Source organism: Pseudoalteromonas luteoviolacea (genome assembly GCF_018100925.1).
GTDB classification, from domain to species: Bacteria; Pseudomonadota; Gammaproteobacteria; order Enterobacterales; family Alteromonadaceae; genus Pseudoalteromonas; species Pseudoalteromonas obscura.
Window position 1 is genome coordinate 45933 of record NZ_JAGJEH010000007.1, and the last position, 19421, is coordinate 65353.

A 19421-nucleotide genomic window follows, 5' to 3' on the forward strand; every position below is an offset into this window, starting at 1 on the left:
ATTCTCTGTCATAGGGAGCAAAAATGAAAACTTGTGCATTTATTATACTTTTCTTGATAACCGGGTGTTCCACACATGGAGCACACTTTGTCGATGCCAAACCAATGAGCAATGATTTATTCACCAGTTCAGTGCTAAGTAAGCCAAACTGGCACCATGGCGCAAAAAACTGCGCATTTTCACCGCAAGCGCCTCATGATGTTTATCAACATGATGAAAGTACTTTTATAATCAGACAAAATAAATGCTTAACTTTCGAAGCTCCATTTATTTACGTTTTGGCAGGAAAGAAGTCCGTATTGGTAGTGGATACAGGTGCTCTTGATCAAAGCTCTTCCTACAATCTATATCAAGAGTTGGAAAAGCTGTTGGGTAAAAAACAGCTATCAAGCAAACAGCTTTTCGTGCTCCACTCCCATGGACACAGCGACCATTACCAAGGAGACTGGTCATTTTCAGGACAGAAAAATGTAACTCTAGTCAATCCAGCAAGGCAAGCAGTGCACACATTTTTTCAATTTGAAGATTGGCCAAATGGCCAAAAAACCATCGACTTAGGCGATAGACAGATAACCGTGCTTCCAACGCCTGGCCACCAAGAAGAAAGCATCAGTTTATATGATGACAAGAATAAATGGCTTCTCACTGGTGACACCTTGTATCCAGGCTATATCTATATTAAAGATTGGGCATCCTATAAAAAAAGTATTGATAAACTTGCTAAATTTGCTAAAAAACATGAAGTAAAAGCAATATTAGGTGCCCATATTGAAATGAAAAACAAGCCAAAGCTCTATTACCCAATTGGCTCTACTTTCCAACCTAATGAGGCCCCATTAGATCTAAATGCCAATCACCTTTATGCACTTAACAGCGTGCTGAAAGCTCAAAACACACCCAAAGAGCTAATTTTTGATAGGTTTATCATCAAGCCGATGAACCTATTTCAAAGAACACTTAGCGATCTCATTCGGTTGTTTAGTACCTAAAGTGTAAAATTTATCGTGAGGGCTGCGGCTAGACCGCTAGCCTCACATTGAGCTGAAAAAATGCTTGCTATTAACATCGCGATTGTCGTCGTTATTAAGTCAAAAACAGCATCTAGCTGATAATTATGTCAGCTTCAAGAATACATTAAACCAACCTGCGGTAACTAAATTCCCACTCTGTTGCAAATACAACCCCAAATCATAGCGTGTGGCCTATTAGATTGTGTGCTGCATTTCCTTTAGTTGTAAAGCCACTGAGTTTTCGTTTCATGTCTCCTGCCTGCTCAGACATTGATACAGCGGTGGCAGACGCTTCTTCCGCCATTGCTGCATTTTGCTGCGTCATTTCTTCCATCTGTAAAATCGCCTGATTAACTTGCTTGATTGCGCTGTTTTGCTGATCGGAAATAGTTGCAATTTCAGCGATCATTTCACTAGCGCTCTGTGCCGCATTAACAATTTTACTCAGTGTATCACCTGACTGATTAACTAACTGTGTCCCTATAGATATTTTGTCAACATTGGCACGGATCAATTCTTTTATTTCTTTGGCTGCTGTTGCAGAACGCTGCGCTAAGGCTCTTACTTCCCCAGCAACCACGGCAAACCCCTTACCTTGTTTACCCGCCCTCGCAGCTTCTACTGCGGCATTAAGTGCTAATAAATTGGTTTGGAAAGCAATTTCATCAATCACGCCTATGATGTCAGTGATCCGTTCACTGGCTTGGTTAATTTCATTCATACTATCTACAGCATCCCCAACAACTTTGAAGCCACTTTCGGCCTGTACTTGGGTATCAGCAGAGAGTTGATTTGCATTTTGTGCTTTGTCGGCGCTACTGACCACAGACTCTGTAAGTTCTCCCATCAAAGAGCGCGTTTTTTCTAGCGCTGTCGCCTGTTGCTCCGTTCTTTGACTTAAGTTTACCACTGCACTGGACAAGTCATTCGAAGAGTTATCCGTTTGATTTGCACTAGCCATCACTTGTTCGACAACTGAAGAGAGCCTATTCAGGCTTGTATTTATTGACTGACTTAGTAAAGCAAAGTCACCAGCGTAAACGTCGCCCATTTGCTGAGATAAATCCCCCTTTGCGACCTGCGTCATGACCGACTTGCAGTCATCCATCGGGGCAACAACAGCCTCTAATAAAGTATTCACACCTGTAATAATCTGTTGAAAGTCGCCCTGATGTTTTGAGGTGTCTGCTCTGGCTGCTAAATTACCATTACTCGCCGCGTCAGCAAGCGAATTTGCATCATCAATCAATTGACCTACTGCATCAATACAGGTGTTTAAGTTTATCTTGAGCAATTCAAAGTCGCCATTATATTGCTCAGTAATATGCCCTGGAATATCTCCGCGTGATATGGCTTCAACGACGTTGGCCGCTTTCGTCAATGGCCCGACCATCGCATCCATCATATTGTTGACACCAGTAACAATTTTTCGAAAGTCTCCATTGTGCTGAGTCAGGTCCACTCGTTTTTTTAAGTCACCAGCTACAGCTGCATTCGCCAAGCCGTTGACATCTTTTATCATCAAACCAACAACTTCAATGCAGGTATTCAAATTGTTTTTAAGTAACGCAAAATCTCCTTGATATTGCTCATTTATCAATGCGGGCACATCACCTTTGGAGATGAGGTGCACAGCTTCTGCGGTTTTTTTCAAAGGACCAACTATTGCCTCTAGCAGTTCATTAATCCCCTCGGCAAGTACTTTCATAAACCCATCAAAATGAGCGCTATCAATACGCGTATTTAGCTCGCCTTTAGCTGCCGCTTTAATTACTTTTTGGATCTGAGATTCGGCATCTCGTTGCTGAGTGAGATCTTGCCACTCTAGCACGACCCCGAGCTTTATTTGCTCTTTGCTGACTATAGGGTTGAGCGTTAACTTCAAAGATTTTCTACCCAGTTTTAGTTCTTCGCTGTGAGTTTGACTCAAGTTACTCAACTGTTGTGACAAAGCCGCCGGAGAAGGATGCAGTTTGCTCGCATCAGACCCAACAATATGTTCCGCGTTAAAGCCTGTGAGTGTTTCTTCAATCGCAGTTTGGCTTTCTGTAAATAAGGCCTGTGAGGCATTGTTTTGGTAAATAATGGTATTTCGCTCATCGGCAACCATCACATTCGCAGAGACATTATCTAATGCCTGTTTCAGTCGATTATTTTCAGCGGCTTGAGTACGCTCCAACTCCATTCTTTGTTGCAGCTCTTGTCGCGACTTAAGCAAGCTAGACTGCATACCACCCAACGCTTCTAGCAATTGACCTGATTCATCTTTGGTATCCGCATTGATTTTATTTTCTAAATTTCCTTTAGAAATCTCTTGAGCAATATTCACCGCATTATTGATGGGGGATGTGATGCGCTGTAGCACAAAAAATACAAAACCAAGTGTCAGCGATAGGGAAACAACCATAAGCACAACCGCAAAATAAACATCTTGGCTCGCTTGTTCCAATGATTTGTTTGACAGCGTGGCAAGATTACCAGACAACTTATCTGAAACAGTTTTCAACAAATTTATCTTCGCTGTTTGCATCTTAAACCAATAAGCCGCATCTATGCCAAAATTACCCTCATTCACTTTTGCAAATGCCGCATCACGCATCTTTTGCGTTTCGGTCACGGCTTCATTCTCCATTGTCGCGAGGTAAAATCGTTTGTTCTCTTGCGAAGCCAGACTTAAGAACACTTCCATATATGTATCCTGGACCGTGATCAAGTTTCTGAGCTTCTCATACTGCCCTGGCTTAAACTGATTTTCGGCAAAAACAGCGGTAAATACCGCACGCTCGACACCGGCTCGCTCTTTGCTGTTTAAAAAGTTGCGATAGGCGGTCGCGGCATTCACAATCTCACTTTGTGTACTCAATTTTGCCAAAAAAGTGATTGTTGATAAGAAAGCGCCATTGGATCGCGTGTAATAGCCAATGGCATCGCTTGTCGATATAGAAAATCCGCTGATCTGTTCACGCATGTTTCCTAGTTGCTTTTTCAATGTAAGCGCACTGTTTAGCTGAGTAGCAAATTCCCTACCAAACTCATTTACATCAAACGCCATTAAAAAATTATCTAATCGACTGGCTGCTTTGTCTGTGTCTTCTCGTTGCTTAGGTAACACGTCAGAGAACTTAGCGCCTTTACTTCCCAAAAACCCAGCAGTTGCTCCGCGCTCTTTTTGCATTTCATGGACAAATTCATTGGCCAATACAGATAATTGAGTCAGCAGTAGTAGCTTGGCATTTTCCCGCTCAAGCTGCTGACTTTCAAATACTTTGTCTATTGCGAGTGCAACCATAAACACTAAGGGGATTAACGCAATTGAAATTAACTTCCAGCGGAGTTTTAGATTGTTAAAAATACGCATATATCATTCCCTATGCAATCTGAAAAAATATATAACCATGTGAGCGTATTTAGGAGTGTAGTTAGGAATTACGAGTGCTTCAATGCAAGGTAAAAACAGAGTATTAAAAAAGTGCTAGGCTTGCGTATAAACGGATTACCGCGTCAACAACCATCATATTCGTATATAGCAATCAATTATCATTATTATACAACCCACGCTTACACTCCTTTTAGTTGTTGACCCCCTCAAATCTGATGCGATTTTTTAAAAAATATAATGGCAATTGTGTAATGTTTATCTCAAAAACCATGTTCACAAATGTAGAGATAAATGAAACTCGTTAAATACTAAGGTCTATATTGGCCTTAGACACAGTTGCAGTACAGTTAAAATCGAACAAATTACAGACAAACAAGGACAGTAAAAATGAAAAAAATGATGCTTTCTACGATTGTAAGTGTGGTTGTTGCCATCACTAGTTATTCCGCACATTCTGCTACTACAGTAAGCGCTTGGGGTGGAGCTGAGCATTTAAATTATGACACTGCAAGAGGGGGGGGCAATACTCAATCTGAAACGTCGCTACCCAAATGTGCGTAATGTACGCGTCACACAATGCTTTAGAGTTACATACCCACCTGCATACAGAAAAGGGGTCGTGACCTGTGAAGCGGTTGGAGAAATCTAGTAAGTCCAAATGAAAAATAAAGGGCGTTAATTGTAAACGCCCTATATAAAACATCTGTGTATAAAACAGACAAAACTAACAACATGAAGTCATGTTTAATAGCTACTTTGCTCAGGATAGTTATTTTATAGTATCCCAAAGCGGGCTTGTGCTGCTGTTAAAAAATAGACAATATAAATTGAAAGCTATATGTGTTTTACAGAAAAAGCTAACACCGTACCAACTGAAATACTTCTCCTCAAGAATTCTATCTAAGCCTTGAAACTCTATTTAGAATAAATTAAAAGCGATGCTTAATAGCATCGCTTTTAAAAGGACTGGTAATTAAACAAGTTTATAGCATATATGGATTATCGCTATTTTGTGATGACCCCTGAGCTTTTGCTGGCAGGCTTTCAATGCGTGCCAGACGCTCTAAAATAACATCAACTTTTCGACCCAAGTTTGGATCAATATCACTCGATTTTTCAGCATGCTTCATCAATTCAGGTAAAGTGCTGCTTACTAACTCACTCAAAGCGAGTGCGACCTCTTCACTGGGAGTTGTATGTTGCTCAGCAATATTTTTAGCACTGAGTTGAGCGATAACTTGGCTCTGCCCTGCTTCAATCGCTGTGCTCAACTGATGAGCTAAGCTATTTTGCCCTTGCTGGATATTGAGATTCAGATCCGCAAGTGCACCAGCAGTATCAGGCTTCTCTGCAATCGCTTTCAAGGCGCTGTTAATATCTGCAAGCAGCGCTGACTGTTTACTATTGTGCTCTGCTGAACTTTGCTCCTTAACTGACTCTGCTAAGTCTGTCAATTTCTGTATAAGCCCTTCTGCCAAAGCCTGCTGCCTAGTTGCTTGTTGCACTACAAACTCTTCTTGAGTTGAGTTTTGCTGAGCCAGCGCAGTGTTTACGTTGGCCAGTTCTAAAGCCAGTTTAGTAAGCTCCGTACGTTGATCTGACATCGCTTCGAGCTGTAGTTGCGTACAGTGCTCTGTGGAGCGCATATGGCTATCACGCTGGCGGTTCAGAGCTTCAGTAACTTGCCGCAACTCTTCTGATAACGCAGCTTTCAAATCTTGTTGAGATTTAAGCGAGTTATCGGCATTTATAGTAGCTAGCTGAGCCTGTTCAGATCTTTGCAGATGCTCTTTATTTAATGACTCGGTTAATTGGCTTATGGCTTGGCTTACTTTGCTTGTTAGCGCTTCATTTGTATCTGCACCGCGCGCATTATGCATGTCGATTTGCGCCAGCTTTTGCTGATGTTGCTCTGCTAACTGTGCTGAAAGTTGTGCAAATGACGAAGTAAGCGGTGACTGTTGTGCACTGTGCTCAATCACCTTTGCAAGCGCTTGCAGACTGCCCTTTGTATCTTGCTCACCAACTGCGCCATTTAACTTCTCCAATAGCGCTGAGTAATTGTGGCTCAGCTGGTCTTTGTCTAGTTTCGACGCGATACTGGTTAACGACTCATTTAACTCACCTAGCTGCTCAACCGCGAGTAAAACTGGGCTACCTGCATCATTTGCTCTATTGAGCAGCGCATAGTCATCTAAAATTTGCTGCCAACGTTTGGCTTCTTGCTCACAAAGCGTGTTGCGAAGTTGCGCCAGTTTAAGTAAGTTTTCCTCACTGCCTTTACTTAGGGTTTGCGCCTCGCCTCGGTAATGATCTTGAATAAGGTTTTCTAATTCCTCATCATTCATCGCCGCAACAACTTTCTCTGCCATTTTGTTCATATTGCGATAGCTACCTTGTAACTTAAATGGCGGCTCAACACGATAGTCATCATCTTGTGCAGCCGACGCAATATATTGAGCATTCACTTTTAATACAGTGTTTCGGATCTGGATCAGCTTCTGCAACACGGAAATAATTTCATTTGCTTGAGCTTGAGAATAATTGTGCTCAAGTTCATTCAGTGAGATATCTTCTCCCTCGGCAATGCGGACCAATTTATACAGGTCTTGCATATTGCGATTGGCTAATGGCGCAAGCACGGCATTGGAAGTCAAGGCGTTTTCAATGAAGCTCATCGCAAACTCTTGCTCACACCCTGATAAGGTATCACCCAAATTGTATATATCAGCACGGTTGGCCAACATGTCTGGTATTTTAAAGCTCTCACCTGATTCGGTATATGGATTACCGGCCATTACAACTGCAAATTTTTTGCCTCTTAGATCGTAGGTTTTACTGCGGCCATTCCATACCCCATCAATTCGCCTTGACCCGTCACAAAGGGAAATAAACTTTTGCAAAAACTCTGGGTTGGTATGTTGAATATCATCCAAATACAACATCACGTTGTTGCCCATTTCAAAGCTCTGGTTGATTTTTTCGATCTCTTTTGCAGCGGTTGCATTCATTGCTTGCCCGGGATCTAAAGACACCTGATCATGGCCAATTGACGGACAATTCACTTTCACAAAGGTTAGCCCCAAGCGATTTGCGACATATTCAATTAAAGTCGTTTTACCATAACCTGGGGGAGAAATTAGCAATAACATCCCCATTAAGTCTGTGCGTTTATTATTGCCTGACGCGCCTATTTGCTTTGCAAGGTTGTCACCAATTATTGGAAAGTAGACTTTATCAATCAACTGGTTTCGAACAAAGGAACTCAAGGGTTTAGGCTTAAACTCATCCAATTGCAATCGCTCTTTTTGCTCGGCCAAGATCTCCGATTTGATCTCGTGGTAATGACTAAAGCCACTTACATGCGTAGACAAATACGTCTGCGTCCGAGCAATAAATTCAGCGTAGTCGAGCGTTAAAGTTTGCTCATTAATACGGGTATGTTGGCCTAGCAATCCAGTCACCTGATTTGAAACCGTGACATCTTGAGGTTCAAATTGCGTCTGTTTTAACTGCTGTAATAATACAACGTTTGCCGTTTCAATCAGTAACTCCGCACTGTATTCATCACTTTGCTGCTGCCCATAAGCATTCAACCAGCTTGCCATCATAATGGCTTTGTCTTGTAGATGTTCAAGGGCCCCTAGCGTATCTTGCAAAGACGCCGAAAAACCTTTGCTTCTCGCCATACTATTGAACTGCTCAGCAACTTTTTTAACTTTGCTAGACATCACAAAGCTGAGCTCTTTTTTGCTTTGCGCCAGTTCTTTAATCAAATACTCTGCACTCAGTTGTCCCGATAAAGCTGATACATATGGCAAATAGCGACTTAAACTAGATTGCGCAAACCCTGTTATTTCATCACTTAATTGCCCTGCTAATTGGGCCTTGAAGCGCGTATCTCCCAATACTGTTTCCATTAATTGCGCTTGCTTAGCTTGCTCGGACCACTGTACTAAGGTTCGAGTATCGCATTGGCTTGCAAATAATTGCGCAACAACACGCGCTGACGTTGGGTAAATCAATAAACCAAGTGCCTGCTTTTGAGCCAGTAAATTCTGTAGTATTAAGGCTGCATCATGATCATGAATGCCTTTTTCATAGCCCTCTTGGTATCTCGGTTCAGCAAACTTTTGCACCAATAAGAGCAATGTATCGTCGGCAATCGCTTGTTCAAGCTGGCTATGCGTCAGAGCATTTAACGGGTCATTTGCCGCACTCAACACCTGTGCAGCTAAGAATTCACCACGGTAAATATCGGTATTTTCAGAAATTAAATTCTGCTGCCAATAAGGTCGATATGACAAAAGCGTGTCACGAATACTTTGCTCTTGGACGGGCTCAAAGTACTCAGTACCGGTGAGGTGAAACATGAGGTCCTCATCACGAGGTAGCAAAGTGAGATCTAACAGTTGCTTGTTGACACCAAAGTTGTGTTTGCCGATTCTGACCGAATTGCCACCATCGCTATATATATCCTGTTTGTCTCGCAGTGAGCGGATTCCTTGATCTTTGCAAGCTTTTAGCTTTGCTTGAATATCATCCGCCTTGATCTCATCTCCGAGCTCTTTTAGTTCTTGGGTCAGCCCTCGCAGCTTACTTATCATCGGATCTGACGCAAAATAGCTGTTGATTTCATCTATCTCGGAGAAGTTTTGCGAACGCCTAGTCACACCTTGTAAAATGCGTTCTGCGGCATTGGCTAAATTGAGTGCTCTGCGCTGCCTCTCCTCTATCAGCTGCTGCTTATGCGCCTCAAAACTTTCATATACATCATCGCGTTTGGCCATGATCTCCGCAAGGTACTCGTCATACTCGCTAAACTGAGATTCCAGCTCTTCAAGTTGAATAAGTAACCTTGATAGCTGTTCATCGCATTGCTCTGGTGTACGAGCATTGTTTAAACTGCTGGTGATACTTTGGCTAAAGAGCTTGAAGCGCGCCGCAAATTCCGCTTTTGCTTCAACACTGCCCAAACTTTTACGTCGAATTTCAATGCTGGCTTTAGCTCGATTGACCAAACCATACACGCCACTGACATCTTCAAGAATTTGCGTTCTGATCCGACTATCGTCAATTTCCAGATCAAGCATCGTATGATTGAGCAAGTCCAGTTCACTACCAAGTGCATCCAGCTCTTTCAAAAAGCCAATTAGTTCACTAACGCTTTCGCTTTTTTCACTCAGCGCTGTCAACTCACTTAATTTGCTTTGATAAGGCGCTAAGGCAGAGTCTTGTTGCAAAAAATGTGCTGTTGCTTGACTCAGGTTTATAAACAGCTTATCTAGCTCCGTTTGTAATGTAGTGAGCCCTCCAACATCAATATACTTCACTTCTTCAAGGCTGATGATTTTACCTTTTAAAAGCTTGAGGGACTCCAAGCCTGTAACAAACTCGGTTGCGAGTTTAAAAGCGTCCGGTCGAATATCTTTGGTTGTCGACTTAAATTCAGCGTTAATATCCAATAGGGCTTTTTTCGCAGTTTCCTGAATTTGGCTGACTTTTTCAAATTCATCTAGCACTTGCTCAGAAGTTTCAAATATTTCGTGTAACTGAGCATTAAGGGGTGAAAAATCCGGCTCAGTAAGCCAGTGATAGCGATCTAGAATGCTGCGGGTTAACGATATAAGACTTTCATAATGTGAAACATTTGGATTTTGCTCATTAATCGCTTTGCAAACACTGTATAAATCAGAAATACCACGTACCAGATCTGGATTGCCAATTTTCCCCAACATACTCGTTGGTGTTGGTGCATTCGCTGCAAATTCTGCGGAGCAAAAAGGACTTTCCCACACTTGAATTGGATGGACTCGCTGAGCTTCTTCTTTTTCAGCTTTAAAGGTGATGGTGAGTCCATCGTTGTATACCCCATATCCATGACAATAAATTGGGTTTTGGAGATTCTTATCGATCAGGTTATAAGCAAATAGCGCATAGCGCCCTTCACTTGGCTCGTAAAAGACGTATAAAACATCTTCACCATTGGGGGATTTAATTTGTTTGTGGAATTCAAGGTTGTCAATGTGGTCTTCAAAGGAGCGAGTTTGCCCTGATTGTAAATAGTAACCGCCAGGGAAAATGATACCGTGATCATCTGGTAGTTGAACACATGCATTCGAAATTGCATCTTGGCGGACCACGTTTTCCGTCACGCAGTTGAAAATAAAGTAGCGCCATATCTTTTCGCGATAAGGTAGCACCTTAAGTAAGATAATTTCACCCAGTTGGGCATATTCAACATTGCAATCCGCCAAGGACTGGTTTTTGTCATCGACAGGTTCAGCATATATCCCTTCGCCACTTTCGGTGTTATTTTCAACTTTAATAGTCAGATCGCCACCAACTGTCTCTACAAATACTTTGTCGAGAATATTAACGTGGGGATGGCGTCCCTCTACATGGTCACTACGGTCAGTTTTAATCCATTCAAAGTCATAATCTTGGTCGTGATTTAAATCGCGCTCACCACGATTATCAATGTAATCTAGAGTATTGTCTGGCGCTATTTCCCACCGAAACACACGAACGTCGGACAGTTTATCACCGATTTGAAACAGCGCGTAGAGCTTGCCGTTTTGTTGAAATAAATGTTGCAGCTTTGATGCTTTGTAATAGGTATAGAGTTCGTCAAAATCTCTTAAGAACCGCTCATTGGTTAAGAATTTCGTTTCGTTTGGGTAAGGTTCTACTTCGTAATGATCATCTTGGTTTACGAGCTTTTGTACAGTAAATACATCACCTACCTGTGTGTTTTTCTTCAGTCCTAAAAACACATTGTAGGCAAATATCAGTTTGTCGCCGATAAGTACAATATCTCGTGGTATGCAATTATGCTCGGTTCTTACCCTGGCGCGCCCTTTGACTTTTATTTCAGTACTGCCAAAGGTCTCAATTCGGTTTTGATTTAGTGAGTCGATGTCTTTACGTAACTGAGCACCAGAGTTGCTCAAACGACGCTTGATCAGATCATATGATCCCTGCTCTAGTGCGACATTATTTTCAGAGTCCGCCATAGTCTACTGTCCTGTGGTTCATGGAGGGTAAATAGAAAGGTATGCTGAATGCACGCCCAATAAACGTGCATTCATAGTCTTGTAATAGCGCTGTTAGCTTTGCTCGTTTGACTCAACTTGTTTTGCATTGCCGTTAAGCGTACTGCCTAACAAGTTCAAAAGCTGCTGCTTCTCAGCATCACTACTATTACCTAACTGACTGAAAAATTTGCTCATAGCTACGTTTTTCATGGTCTCTGACGATGCGTTTGCACCACTTAAAACCCCTTTAAGGTCATCCATGATATTTCTGTCACCATTTAAGTGATCTTTAAATAAAGTTTGAACCGTATCACTTTCTCCCACTAAACCATCAATAGATTTTCCGAGCGTGATCGCTTTCATAAATTGATTAAAGAACTGGCCATCGCCACCCATGATGTTGATATCTGCATTACCCAGCGTCTTAGACAGGATTTCTGATTGATGAGCCGCAATGTCTTTTTCAGTATCCAGCTTGGCCAGCGTAAGTTCTTTTTGCTGATTAAGTTGAAGCGTAAAGCTTTCGTAATCTCTTGCTGATTGGTCCATCGCATTGAGTGCTTCAAGCTTTTCTTCAAGACCTTTTGCTTCAGCTGACATACGACGCTCAAGTGTCGATGCTTCTGCTTCCCCTTGCTTTTCAATTGCCTCGGCCATCGCAGATTGCACTTCTGCCTCAGCAAATCCGATATCACGTTTACCTTGCGCTTCAGCTGCCAGTTTTTGCTGTAGTACTTGCGCTTCTGTTTCACCCTGTTGCGCATTCGCTTGCGCTTTGGCTTTGATCACTTCCGCTTCAGCAAGGCCAGCTGCTGCTTTTTCAGCGCGCTCAGCTTCGGCTAATACCTTTTTCGACTCCGCGGTTTGATTTGCTATACGCAGCTCGGCTTCAGCCATTTTTTCTAGCTCGCGCGCTTTAAATTCTGACGCTTGCTCCTGTGCTTTAGCTGCTTCAATATCCTTCACCAACGCTTCTTCTGCTTCCGCTTTGGCCTTGATCACAATCGCTTCTTTTTCACGTTCAGCGGCGGCGAGTGTTTGCACATCTTTGATGCGCTCCTGCTCTTCGGCAACGGTTTTTTCTACCGCAACGCGATCTCGCTGTACTTCTGCGATTTCTTTGCGTTCAACTTCCAAGGCTTTTTCTTTATTGATACGCATGATTTCTGTTTCTTTCTCGCGTTCAATCACTTCAATTTCACGAGAGCGCGATACTTTTTCTTCTTCAATGGCGAGCACGCGCAGGCGGTTTTGCTCCGCAATGTCTATTTCACGCTGTTTATTTTGCTCTGCAATTTCAATGGCTTCATCCGCTTTTAAGCGTGCATCTTCTGCCTTCATACGCTCTTCTTGTTTTACGCGTTCAGCTTCTGCGGCTTCTCTGGCACGCACAGTTTCGATTTCTCGTTGTTGCTTCGCTTTGGCATCTTCTTTTTGGCGCTCAATCTCTAGAGACTTTTCAAGTGCTGCTTGATTTTGGATTTCAATTTGCGCTTGCTCATCACACTTGAGCTGGTTCGTCTGCACATTTTGCTCGGCGGTTTTCTCCGTAATACGTCGAATCCCTTCGGCATCCAAAATGTTGTTTTCATCTAGCTTGTGAATTGATGTTTGCTCAAGATAGTCAATCGCCACATCTTCGAGCGTATAGCCGGATAAATCCTGACCAATCACTTCTTTAATTGCATCTCTAAACTGGTTGCGATGGGTAAACAGTTCTTCAAAATTCATTTGTTTACCAACAGTTTTAAGGGCTTCCGAGAACTTAGCTTCAAATAGCTCTTGTAGTGTTTCAGGTTGAGAGGCGCGGGCACAGCCAACTTGTTTGGCAACGCGCAAGATGTCCTGCTTGTTTTCATTTACACGAATATAAAATGTAATGGCGATATCAGCACGAATATTATCCTTACAGATAAGGCCGCTGTTTTCCCTGCGCTCTAAAACCATGCGCTTGGTTGAGATATCCATGACTTCCATTTTATGAATGACAGGGTAAACGATCCCACCTGTTGTGGTTACGTCCGGCTCATTCTTCATTTTGTTAATTATGAGCGCATGCCCTTGATCCACTTTTCGATAAAACTTACCGATGATTAAAATAATCGCAAATATAACTCCGATAGATACGCCAACGATTGTTAAAATAGGTCCGAGATTATCTAAAAATTCCATGTGTGTTCCTAACTAATATGATTATTCCAAGCCATGGCTTAATGTTGTTTTCCAGTAGAGCTGCCACAGCAGTTTTGTGCCATATAAAACTAAGTTATTTTGGCAGTTGTTTATGTGTTAATGATGTATTGTGTTAATGAGGGGGTATTACCAAGGTTTCTCTACAATGAGGTAGCTATTTTTAGCTACATCATGCTCTATTAATAAACCTGTATCACCTAAGGAAAACATGCCTTCTTCCTCTGAACGCACTTCTATTAGCTGCTCTGTTCCTTGAAATTGTACTTTTGCTTGCCCAAAATGGGGACTTACTTTACTTGTCGCGATCACACACTCCAAACCGATAAAGTCATTCTTAGAGGCGGTTTCTTTGCTGTCAAAAAAACGTCTTAAAGGCCTAACTAACATGGCTGTTAACGGGATCGATACAACAAAACACCCCAGCATCATCGCACCACCTAATAGGTAGAACATAACTCCATCGCCAAGAGCGTATGCAAACAGTTGATGCGCATAAAAACTTGCTATCCAACTAAGCAGTACAACTAAGCTAATTGATATGGTCAGCGGTACACCACCAAAGCCCATTTGCATAATGGAGTCACCGCCACCATCAGCCTCTATCTCAACATCTCCTTCCAACATATCAATGTCTGCAAATCCAAGCAGTGCGATTAGCCAAAAGCCTATGACGATGAGTAACAAAGTGGTGAAAACCACTGTTGGGAAAGTAAAAATAGTATTGAGAAAGTCCATAATATTAAATATTCCTATGCATTAAGGGCCATGCAACTGCAAATACGCTTTAAGGTTTAACCACTGGCATCCTTCACGTGTTGAATCAGTAAGTCGGCGACTTTTTGCTTTACTACACGCTTGTCAGCATCAGGGATCTCAAACCGTTGTGCTAAAAGTGCAATTTCTTCATCACTTAGGTTAAAACTTAACCTCTGACGGGTCTTTTTTGATTTAACTTCCAACCCTAAAATCCGCCTTATCATGTCAGACGGTGTGAGCTCTTCATCAATTGCACTTTTTTTAATAAACTTTTGCACTTCAGAGCTGAGGTCAAAAGCAAGTTGCGTTGCTCGAACTGCTTTTTCTTGCTTTTGCCAAGTATGTTTATTATCACTCATCCGTGTTACTTATTTTGTTTTGCGCGAATTCGGGCAAGGATATCAGCGCCTTTGCTAGCATCTTCACCGATACCCGCTTCACGCATCTTGTCGTGAAGAGATTTATCGTTACTCTCATCAGCGAGTTGCTGCGCAGCATCTAGCTGATCTTGCCTGTCCATTTGACGCTGTTTTATGCGCTCCAATGACTGTTTTGCCGAAGCCATTGCTGAGTCACCAGAGGTCATTGTGTCGTTGACTGCCATCGTTGCTTTTTGCACACTTTCTGTTGTTTTGACCATGCTCAATTGACGCTGGTTTTCAACGATGGTTTTTTCTGCTTGTTTAATTTGCTCTTTTAACTTTGAGACGTTAGCAGTAAATGTACTAAGTATTTGCTGCTGCTCTGATTTTTCTTGCTCAAACTCGGCAATTTTCCCTGCGATTTCAAGTGCGAGTGACTCTTCGTCTTTATCCAGTGCCTGCGTTGCATAGGTTTCATGCTTGTCGATATCATCCTCTAACGCCTTGATAGCACGAGAGGTTTGTATTTCTTTGGCCATCACTTCTGTAAGGCTACGTTTGGCCTCACTCAATGCATTCTGAGCATCTCTGATTTCCTGTTCAAAAATTCGAATAGCATTCGCATCTACAATACCTTCACCCACCTCATTCACACCGCCTTTTACCGCAGTAAACAACTTCTTTAATATACTCATAATTAATACTCCTTGTTATTCAGTCAAATAATCACTTATCGCGTCCAAAGCATCAATTGAATTGGCAGATAAGGTGACAATTTCATGGCCTAATTGTTCTAGGGTAGAACTGGTAGAAAGCGCACCAAAAATTGCGTATTTATTGTCAATCTTAGCGAATGCACTTAAGGGCATGGGGACATTCAAACGTAATAGCGTATCGTTTAGCTCTGCGTGTTTGTCGGCATTTATTTCTTGCTCTGTAAACAAGTAACAAATACACAGTACCTGCTCTTCTGTGCGTGTTACAAAAATAGGAAGCTCATCGTTTCCATCAACGATTACTTGTAGGACTTCTTGTCCAACATTGTTGATAAAAAACGACTCAAAACTGGCACCTTCAGTTTCATATTGTGAGAGTTTAATTGAAAGCTCATTTAATTCCATGTAACAGATTCCTTATGTCAAATTGGCATTTATCTAGTAGATAAAGCCTGCCTGTTTGTATGAGTTACGTACTTAGATTTGCACGCCATGACATATTATGTCAATAGCATTTTTGATAAAAACGCAAGTTTATTTGCTCATTTAGCACTCAACTCCCCCGAGAAAAAGCCCTTTAGTATTGCAAAAGTGAATATATGCAACACTTTACAACCACCTCAAATTGACTAGATTATTTTGCCTGTCAGCCACTATGACATTGTCCATTCGGCTCATTTTTCATTGCATAGCTGCGGCTAGAAATTGAGAGTAAAATAGTAAAGGTGGGGAGGTGTAGAACGCAGAAGCACCGACTAAACAAATATCTCGCTTTGCAGTTAATCGACATGAGCGACTAACTGCTCATATCAGATTAGTATTTTTCTAATTTTGCCAGCAGATTATTTTTGACCGCTGGCCATTCGTGCGCAAGTATTGAATACACTGCGGTGTCTCGAATTGAACCATCAGGCATAATTTGATGACTTCTTAGTACACCATCTAGTTTTGCGCCCAGCCTTTCTATGGCGGTGCGAGAAGCCTGATTGAAAAAGTGGGTTTTAAATTCTAATGACATCGCATCACGTGCATCAAAAAGGTGAGACATTAGTAAGTATTTACATTCTGTATTAACTGCTGTTCTTCTGACTGAATTCGAGTACCACGTATAGCCGATAGACGCCCGTTTATGGTTTTCTTTGACATCATAGAATCGAGTAGTGCCCACTATTTTATTGTCACTTTTGGTTTTGACTACGTAGGCCATTTCACCATGTTCCATATTGGCTAGCGCTTTATCAACATAAGAATACATGTCTTCAGGAGAAGGAACCGACGCATACCAAAGCCGCCAATTTTGTCCATCATTAACTGCAGCAATTAGATCTTCACAGTGTGAACGTGCGATAGGCTCTAGTAATACAATCTCTCCTTCTATTGTTCCACTTGATAACCACATTTTTTATCTCCTTGACTCAATAAGTTAAGGAGAATTGTAAAGGAACTTCAAAAAATAAAAAGTGAAGATGTTTACTCAGTCAATTTTTATGATTTTTCTCGTAATTTGCTTTTCTTGAGATGGTGTCCAAGTGCGATAAACCTGCTCATAGCAGCTTAATTCGCCCTGTTCATTCAATTCATGGCAGGTAAAATGAGCTCCTGTATTTTGATAGCTTGTTTCGCTTCCTATTGCTGACCATTGATCTGCTAGCAATGAATCAAATTGATCACCTGAAGCGTCGTCTAGTATCCGCTTCATGTCTAATGTCGATACTCTAACAGCTAAGCTGTTCAACTCTCGCTTGCACAGCTTCACTCGATTTAAATTTTTCTCCAATACCACCTCACCTTCTCCAAGTTCGTGCTTATTTTCTAGTTCTTTTAAAAGAATGATTGAGAGGTCTCTGACGATGTGTGTCTGTATCAACTGGAACACACTCTCAGTTGAACACGCACCGGCTTTAGAAGCGACGTCCAAGATATGTAGCAGATCTTTGTCTGGCAGGCTATTTTGCGATAAACACATGCCGTATTGGGCATCATTTATAACCGTAAATTCAACTTTTTCATCATTTTGAATTGGCAGTGATGGAATTTCAATAGTAGGGAAACAGCTGGCAATGATGAACTGCTCAAAGCCCTCCACAAATGCTACCTGTAAATAACCAGATTCTAATTGCTTGATATGTATAATATAGCTAGCCTCAACGTCAGCTCTAGGCTTACCGCATGACGCGTCTAGTTTATCTTTATAGTAAATACTGTATTGACCATCTTGCATCGTAATTCCCTACTCATGCAGCCGCCGTCTTCAATATTCAACTCGATAATAATCGACAAAACTTTCCACATCAGAGCGGTGATATTGGCGTTACAGAAGCTTCGCACTGATATCACAGTTATTTAACAATTTGAATATGATAGCTGCTGGATGTATTTTTAATTGTTATTGTTTAAGTATTAATCTAAAGCCAAACACCTAAAATGTAAATAATCAATTTACATTTTAGTATACTTAACCAGCTTCTAAACTTAGTTCAAGGAAGGATAGCGCACAGTGTATTTCGTTATACCTCAATCAAAGCAATATAACCTTATCCATTACCTTTTATTCGCAACTTAAACTATACACTCAAACAGCTGAATGCTTCACTCAGTTTAGTAAAGCAAAACGCATATTAAATACGCCCTCCGCGACCTCTTCTATCTCGATAGAAGCAGAATGGCGATACAAATTTAATTGAGTTAAAAGCCTAGTCCGATCTTCTACAGATGAAACATCTTCATCCAAAAGCAAAGTCGCATTGATAAAGTGCTTTTTTGATTCGGTATACTTGCGCGCCTCGTTGTCGCGTTCTTCGTATTCAATTTGTTCGATCAATTTATGGTCCATAGCACATCTTTATTGCAAGTTATTTAACACTAATAACTATATAAAAGTCCTTGTAGCTCAACTATTACAAAGTATTACACGTGCGAACAATTTAGTCTACTCATCTAGCCTAGACAAATTACATAACTAATTCATCACGGGCGTACGCTGGCTTATAGCAAACATTTTTTGGTCTTTCCTATCTACGTCTATAATGCATAAGACTTTTTAAGCTTCTGTTTTTGAACACAATTTAAATTTTATTAGTGTAGTTGACGACATGTACCTTCATCGCTCGGCGTGCCATATATATGTCCTTTTAACCGCAAAGAGTGGCCTCACTCATGAGTAACCATTTTTCCTAGACATAACCTAGCTTTTACGCCAAACGCTCACTGCGCTACCACAACTCCACAAATCTATCAGGCACAAAACATAGAGCATTTACTCTCCCCCTAGGCCAAAAACTTCTCGTAGGCTTCTATTTTTAACTCCCTGCCAATTTTAATTCAGATCAATCACATTTAGTGAACCTCAGTTATAAACACAATTAGTATTTGTCGAGTAAAACCCGTCTAACAAATAAAAAAAAGCTTGCCAACACATTCTTTGAGAATAGAATACCCCACCAATAGAGCACAAGCTCTATATAACAAACTATTAAGGATGAATAATGAAAAAACTAATTACCTGCCTAATGGCATTGTGTGCATTTAACGCCTCAGCAAATAGTGAAGACTTAAACGCTAAACTATTATCAAATAAGATTAAAATTGTTGCTTTTGGTAAAAGTGGTTGGGATGACCGCTGGAGAGAGCCAACTTGTAGCATCACAAAAACAGACAAAGATGAATATGGCCGCCCTTATCTAACCAGTCACTATGATATGTGTAGATGCCAAAATAGCATTGAAGCAAAATATTTGGTGGAAGACACAAGAGATAACCCTAAAGACGAATTAGTGATTTGCTATATAAATAATAACTAAACGATAGAAGTTAAGGTCAGTTATACCTCTGACCTTATATAAAGAAGTCGACCTTATAGCGAGGTCAACTTCCTACTTTTTAAACATCTACTGAATACAGCAAGTATTTAAAAGCCCCCACCCTAAGTAGAGTCGAAAGTTGAACGGAATTTTATATTGCAAAGAAAC

13 protein-coding genes are annotated in these 19421 nt (G+C 41.3%); 3 read left to right on the forward strand and 10 right to left on the reverse strand.

Annotated features, from left to right (window positions below; translation table 11 throughout):
• The first annotated feature begins 23 nt into the window (after positions 1-23).
• Positions 24-989: an MBL fold metallo-hydrolase gene (locus J8M00_RS15855; RefSeq protein WP_211011517.1), complete on the forward strand. Its 966-nt coding sequence runs from the start codon at positions 24-26 to the stop codon at positions 987-989.
• A gap of 199 nt (positions 990-1188) precedes the next feature.
• Here the strand turns inward: J8M00_RS15855 and J8M00_RS15860 are convergent, their stop codons facing one another.
• The gene (locus J8M00_RS15860) at positions 1189-4368 is read right to left on the reverse strand and encodes a methyl-accepting chemotaxis protein (RefSeq protein ID WP_211011518.1); all 3180 of its coding nucleotides are present in this window, start codon (positions 4366-4368) and stop codon (positions 1189-1191) included.
• A gap of 408 nt (positions 4369-4776) precedes the next feature.
• Between J8M00_RS15860 and J8M00_RS15865 the strand changes: the two genes are divergently transcribed.
• The gene (locus tag J8M00_RS15865; protein WP_211011519.1) at positions 4777-4950 is read left to right on the forward strand and encodes a hypothetical protein; all 174 of its coding nucleotides are present in this window, start codon (positions 4777-4779) and stop codon (positions 4948-4950) included.
• A gap of 422 nt (positions 4951-5372) precedes the next feature.
• Here J8M00_RS15865 and J8M00_RS15870 read toward each other — a convergent pair whose 3' ends face one another.
• The 9 genes from J8M00_RS15870 to J8M00_RS15910 all read right to left on the reverse strand — a co-directional run bounded on the left by J8M00_RS15870 (position 5373) and on the right by J8M00_RS15910 (position 18286).
• Entirely contained in the window at positions 5373-11405 is a 6033-nt protein-coding gene (locus J8M00_RS15870) for a DNA repair ATPase (protein WP_211011520.1), read from the reverse strand.
• A 93-nt stretch (positions 11406-11498) separates the two neighbouring features.
• Complete coding sequence (locus tag J8M00_RS15875) at positions 11499-13598, reverse strand: SPFH domain-containing protein (protein ID WP_211011521.1); 2100 nt, start codon at positions 13596-13598, stop codon at positions 11499-11501.
• Between the two features lie 147 nt (positions 13599-13745).
• Positions 13746-14354, reverse strand: a complete 609-nt coding sequence (locus tag J8M00_RS15880; RefSeq protein ID WP_211011522.1) for a DUF1449 domain-containing protein — start codon at positions 14352-14354, stop codon at positions 13746-13748.
• Positions 14355-14410: 56 nt separating this feature from the next.
• Entirely contained in the window at positions 14411-14734 is a 324-nt protein-coding gene (locus J8M00_RS15885) for a hypothetical protein (RefSeq protein ID WP_211011523.1), read from the reverse strand.
• Positions 14735-14739: 5 nt separating this feature from the next.
• Positions 14740-15432, reverse strand: coding sequence for a PspA/IM30 family protein (locus tag J8M00_RS15890; protein ID WP_211011524.1), 693 nt, complete (start codon positions 15430-15432; stop codon positions 14740-14742).
• A 15-nt stretch (positions 15433-15447) separates the two neighbouring features.
• A complete protein-coding gene (locus J8M00_RS15895; protein WP_211011525.1) occupies positions 15448-15858 on the reverse strand; it encodes a YjfI family protein in 411 nt (136 codons plus the stop codon).
• Between the two features lie 409 nt (positions 15859-16267).
• On the reverse strand, positions 16268-16852 hold the full coding sequence (locus J8M00_RS15900) for a GNAT family N-acetyltransferase (RefSeq protein ID WP_211011526.1): 585 nt from the start codon (positions 16850-16852) through the stop codon (positions 16268-16270).
• A 75-nt stretch (positions 16853-16927) separates the two neighbouring features.
• Positions 16928-17674, reverse strand: a complete 747-nt coding sequence (locus J8M00_RS15905; RefSeq protein WP_211011527.1) for a hypothetical protein — start codon at positions 17672-17674, stop codon at positions 16928-16930.
• A 372-nt stretch (positions 17675-18046) separates the two neighbouring features.
• Positions 18047-18286, reverse strand: coding sequence for a hypothetical protein (locus tag J8M00_RS15910; RefSeq protein ID WP_211011528.1), 240 nt, complete (start codon positions 18284-18286; stop codon positions 18047-18049).
• A 652-nt stretch (positions 18287-18938) separates the two neighbouring features.
• Here J8M00_RS15910 and J8M00_RS15915 point away from each other — a divergent pair.
• On the forward strand, positions 18939-19253 hold the full coding sequence (locus tag J8M00_RS15915) for a hypothetical protein (protein ID WP_211011529.1): 315 nt from the start codon (positions 18939-18941) through the stop codon (positions 19251-19253).
• The last annotated feature ends 168 nt before the right edge of the window (positions 19254-19421 follow it).

What these genes read in the sequence shown, in the direction of transcription:
- J8M00_RS15895 (WP_211011525.1), bottom strand. Translation starts at nt 15,858, where the DNA reads ATGGAATTAAATGAGCTTTCAATTAAACTCTCACAATATGAAACTGAA.
- J8M00_RS15860 (WP_211011518.1), bottom strand. Translation starts at nt 4,368, where the DNA reads ATGCGTATTTTTAACAATCTAAAACTCCGCTGGAAGTTAATTTCAATT.
- J8M00_RS15890 (WP_211011524.1), bottom strand. Translation starts at nt 15,432, where the DNA reads ATGAGTATATTAAAGAAGTTGTTTACTGCGGTAAAAGGCGGTGTGAAT.
- J8M00_RS15855 (WP_211011517.1), top strand. Translation starts at nt 24, where the DNA reads ATGAAAACTTGTGCATTTATTATACTTTTCTTGATAACCGGGTGTTCC.
- J8M00_RS15865 (WP_211011519.1), top strand. Translation starts at nt 4,777, where the DNA reads ATGAAAAAAATGATGCTTTCTACGATTGTAAGTGTGGTTGTTGCCATC.
- J8M00_RS15880 (WP_211011522.1), bottom strand. Translation starts at nt 14,354, where the DNA reads ATGGACTTTCTCAATACTATTTTTACTTTCCCAACAGTGGTTTTCACC.
- J8M00_RS15875 (WP_211011521.1), bottom strand. Translation starts at nt 13,598, where the DNA reads ATGGAATTTTTAGATAATCTCGGACCTATTTTAACAATCGTTGGCGTA.
- J8M00_RS15870 (WP_211011520.1), bottom strand. Translation starts at nt 11,405, where the DNA reads ATGGCGGACTCTGAAAATAATGTCGCACTAGAGCAGGGATCATATGAT.
- J8M00_RS15900 (WP_211011526.1), bottom strand. Translation starts at nt 16,852, where the DNA reads ATGTGGTTATCAAGTGGAACAATAGAAGGAGAGATTGTATTACTAGAG.
- J8M00_RS15905 (WP_211011527.1), bottom strand. Translation starts at nt 17,674, where the DNA reads ATGCAAGATGGTCAATACAGTATTTACTATAAAGATAAACTAGACGCG.
- J8M00_RS15885 (WP_211011523.1), bottom strand. Translation starts at nt 14,734, where the DNA reads ATGAGTGATAATAAACATACTTGGCAAAAGCAAGAAAAAGCAGTTCGA.
- J8M00_RS15910 (WP_211011528.1), bottom strand. Translation starts at nt 18,286, where the DNA reads ATGGACCATAAATTGATCGAACAAATTGAATACGAAGAACGCGACAAC.
- J8M00_RS15915 (WP_211011529.1), top strand. Translation starts at nt 18,939, where the DNA reads ATGAAAAAACTAATTACCTGCCTAATGGCATTGTGTGCATTTAACGCC.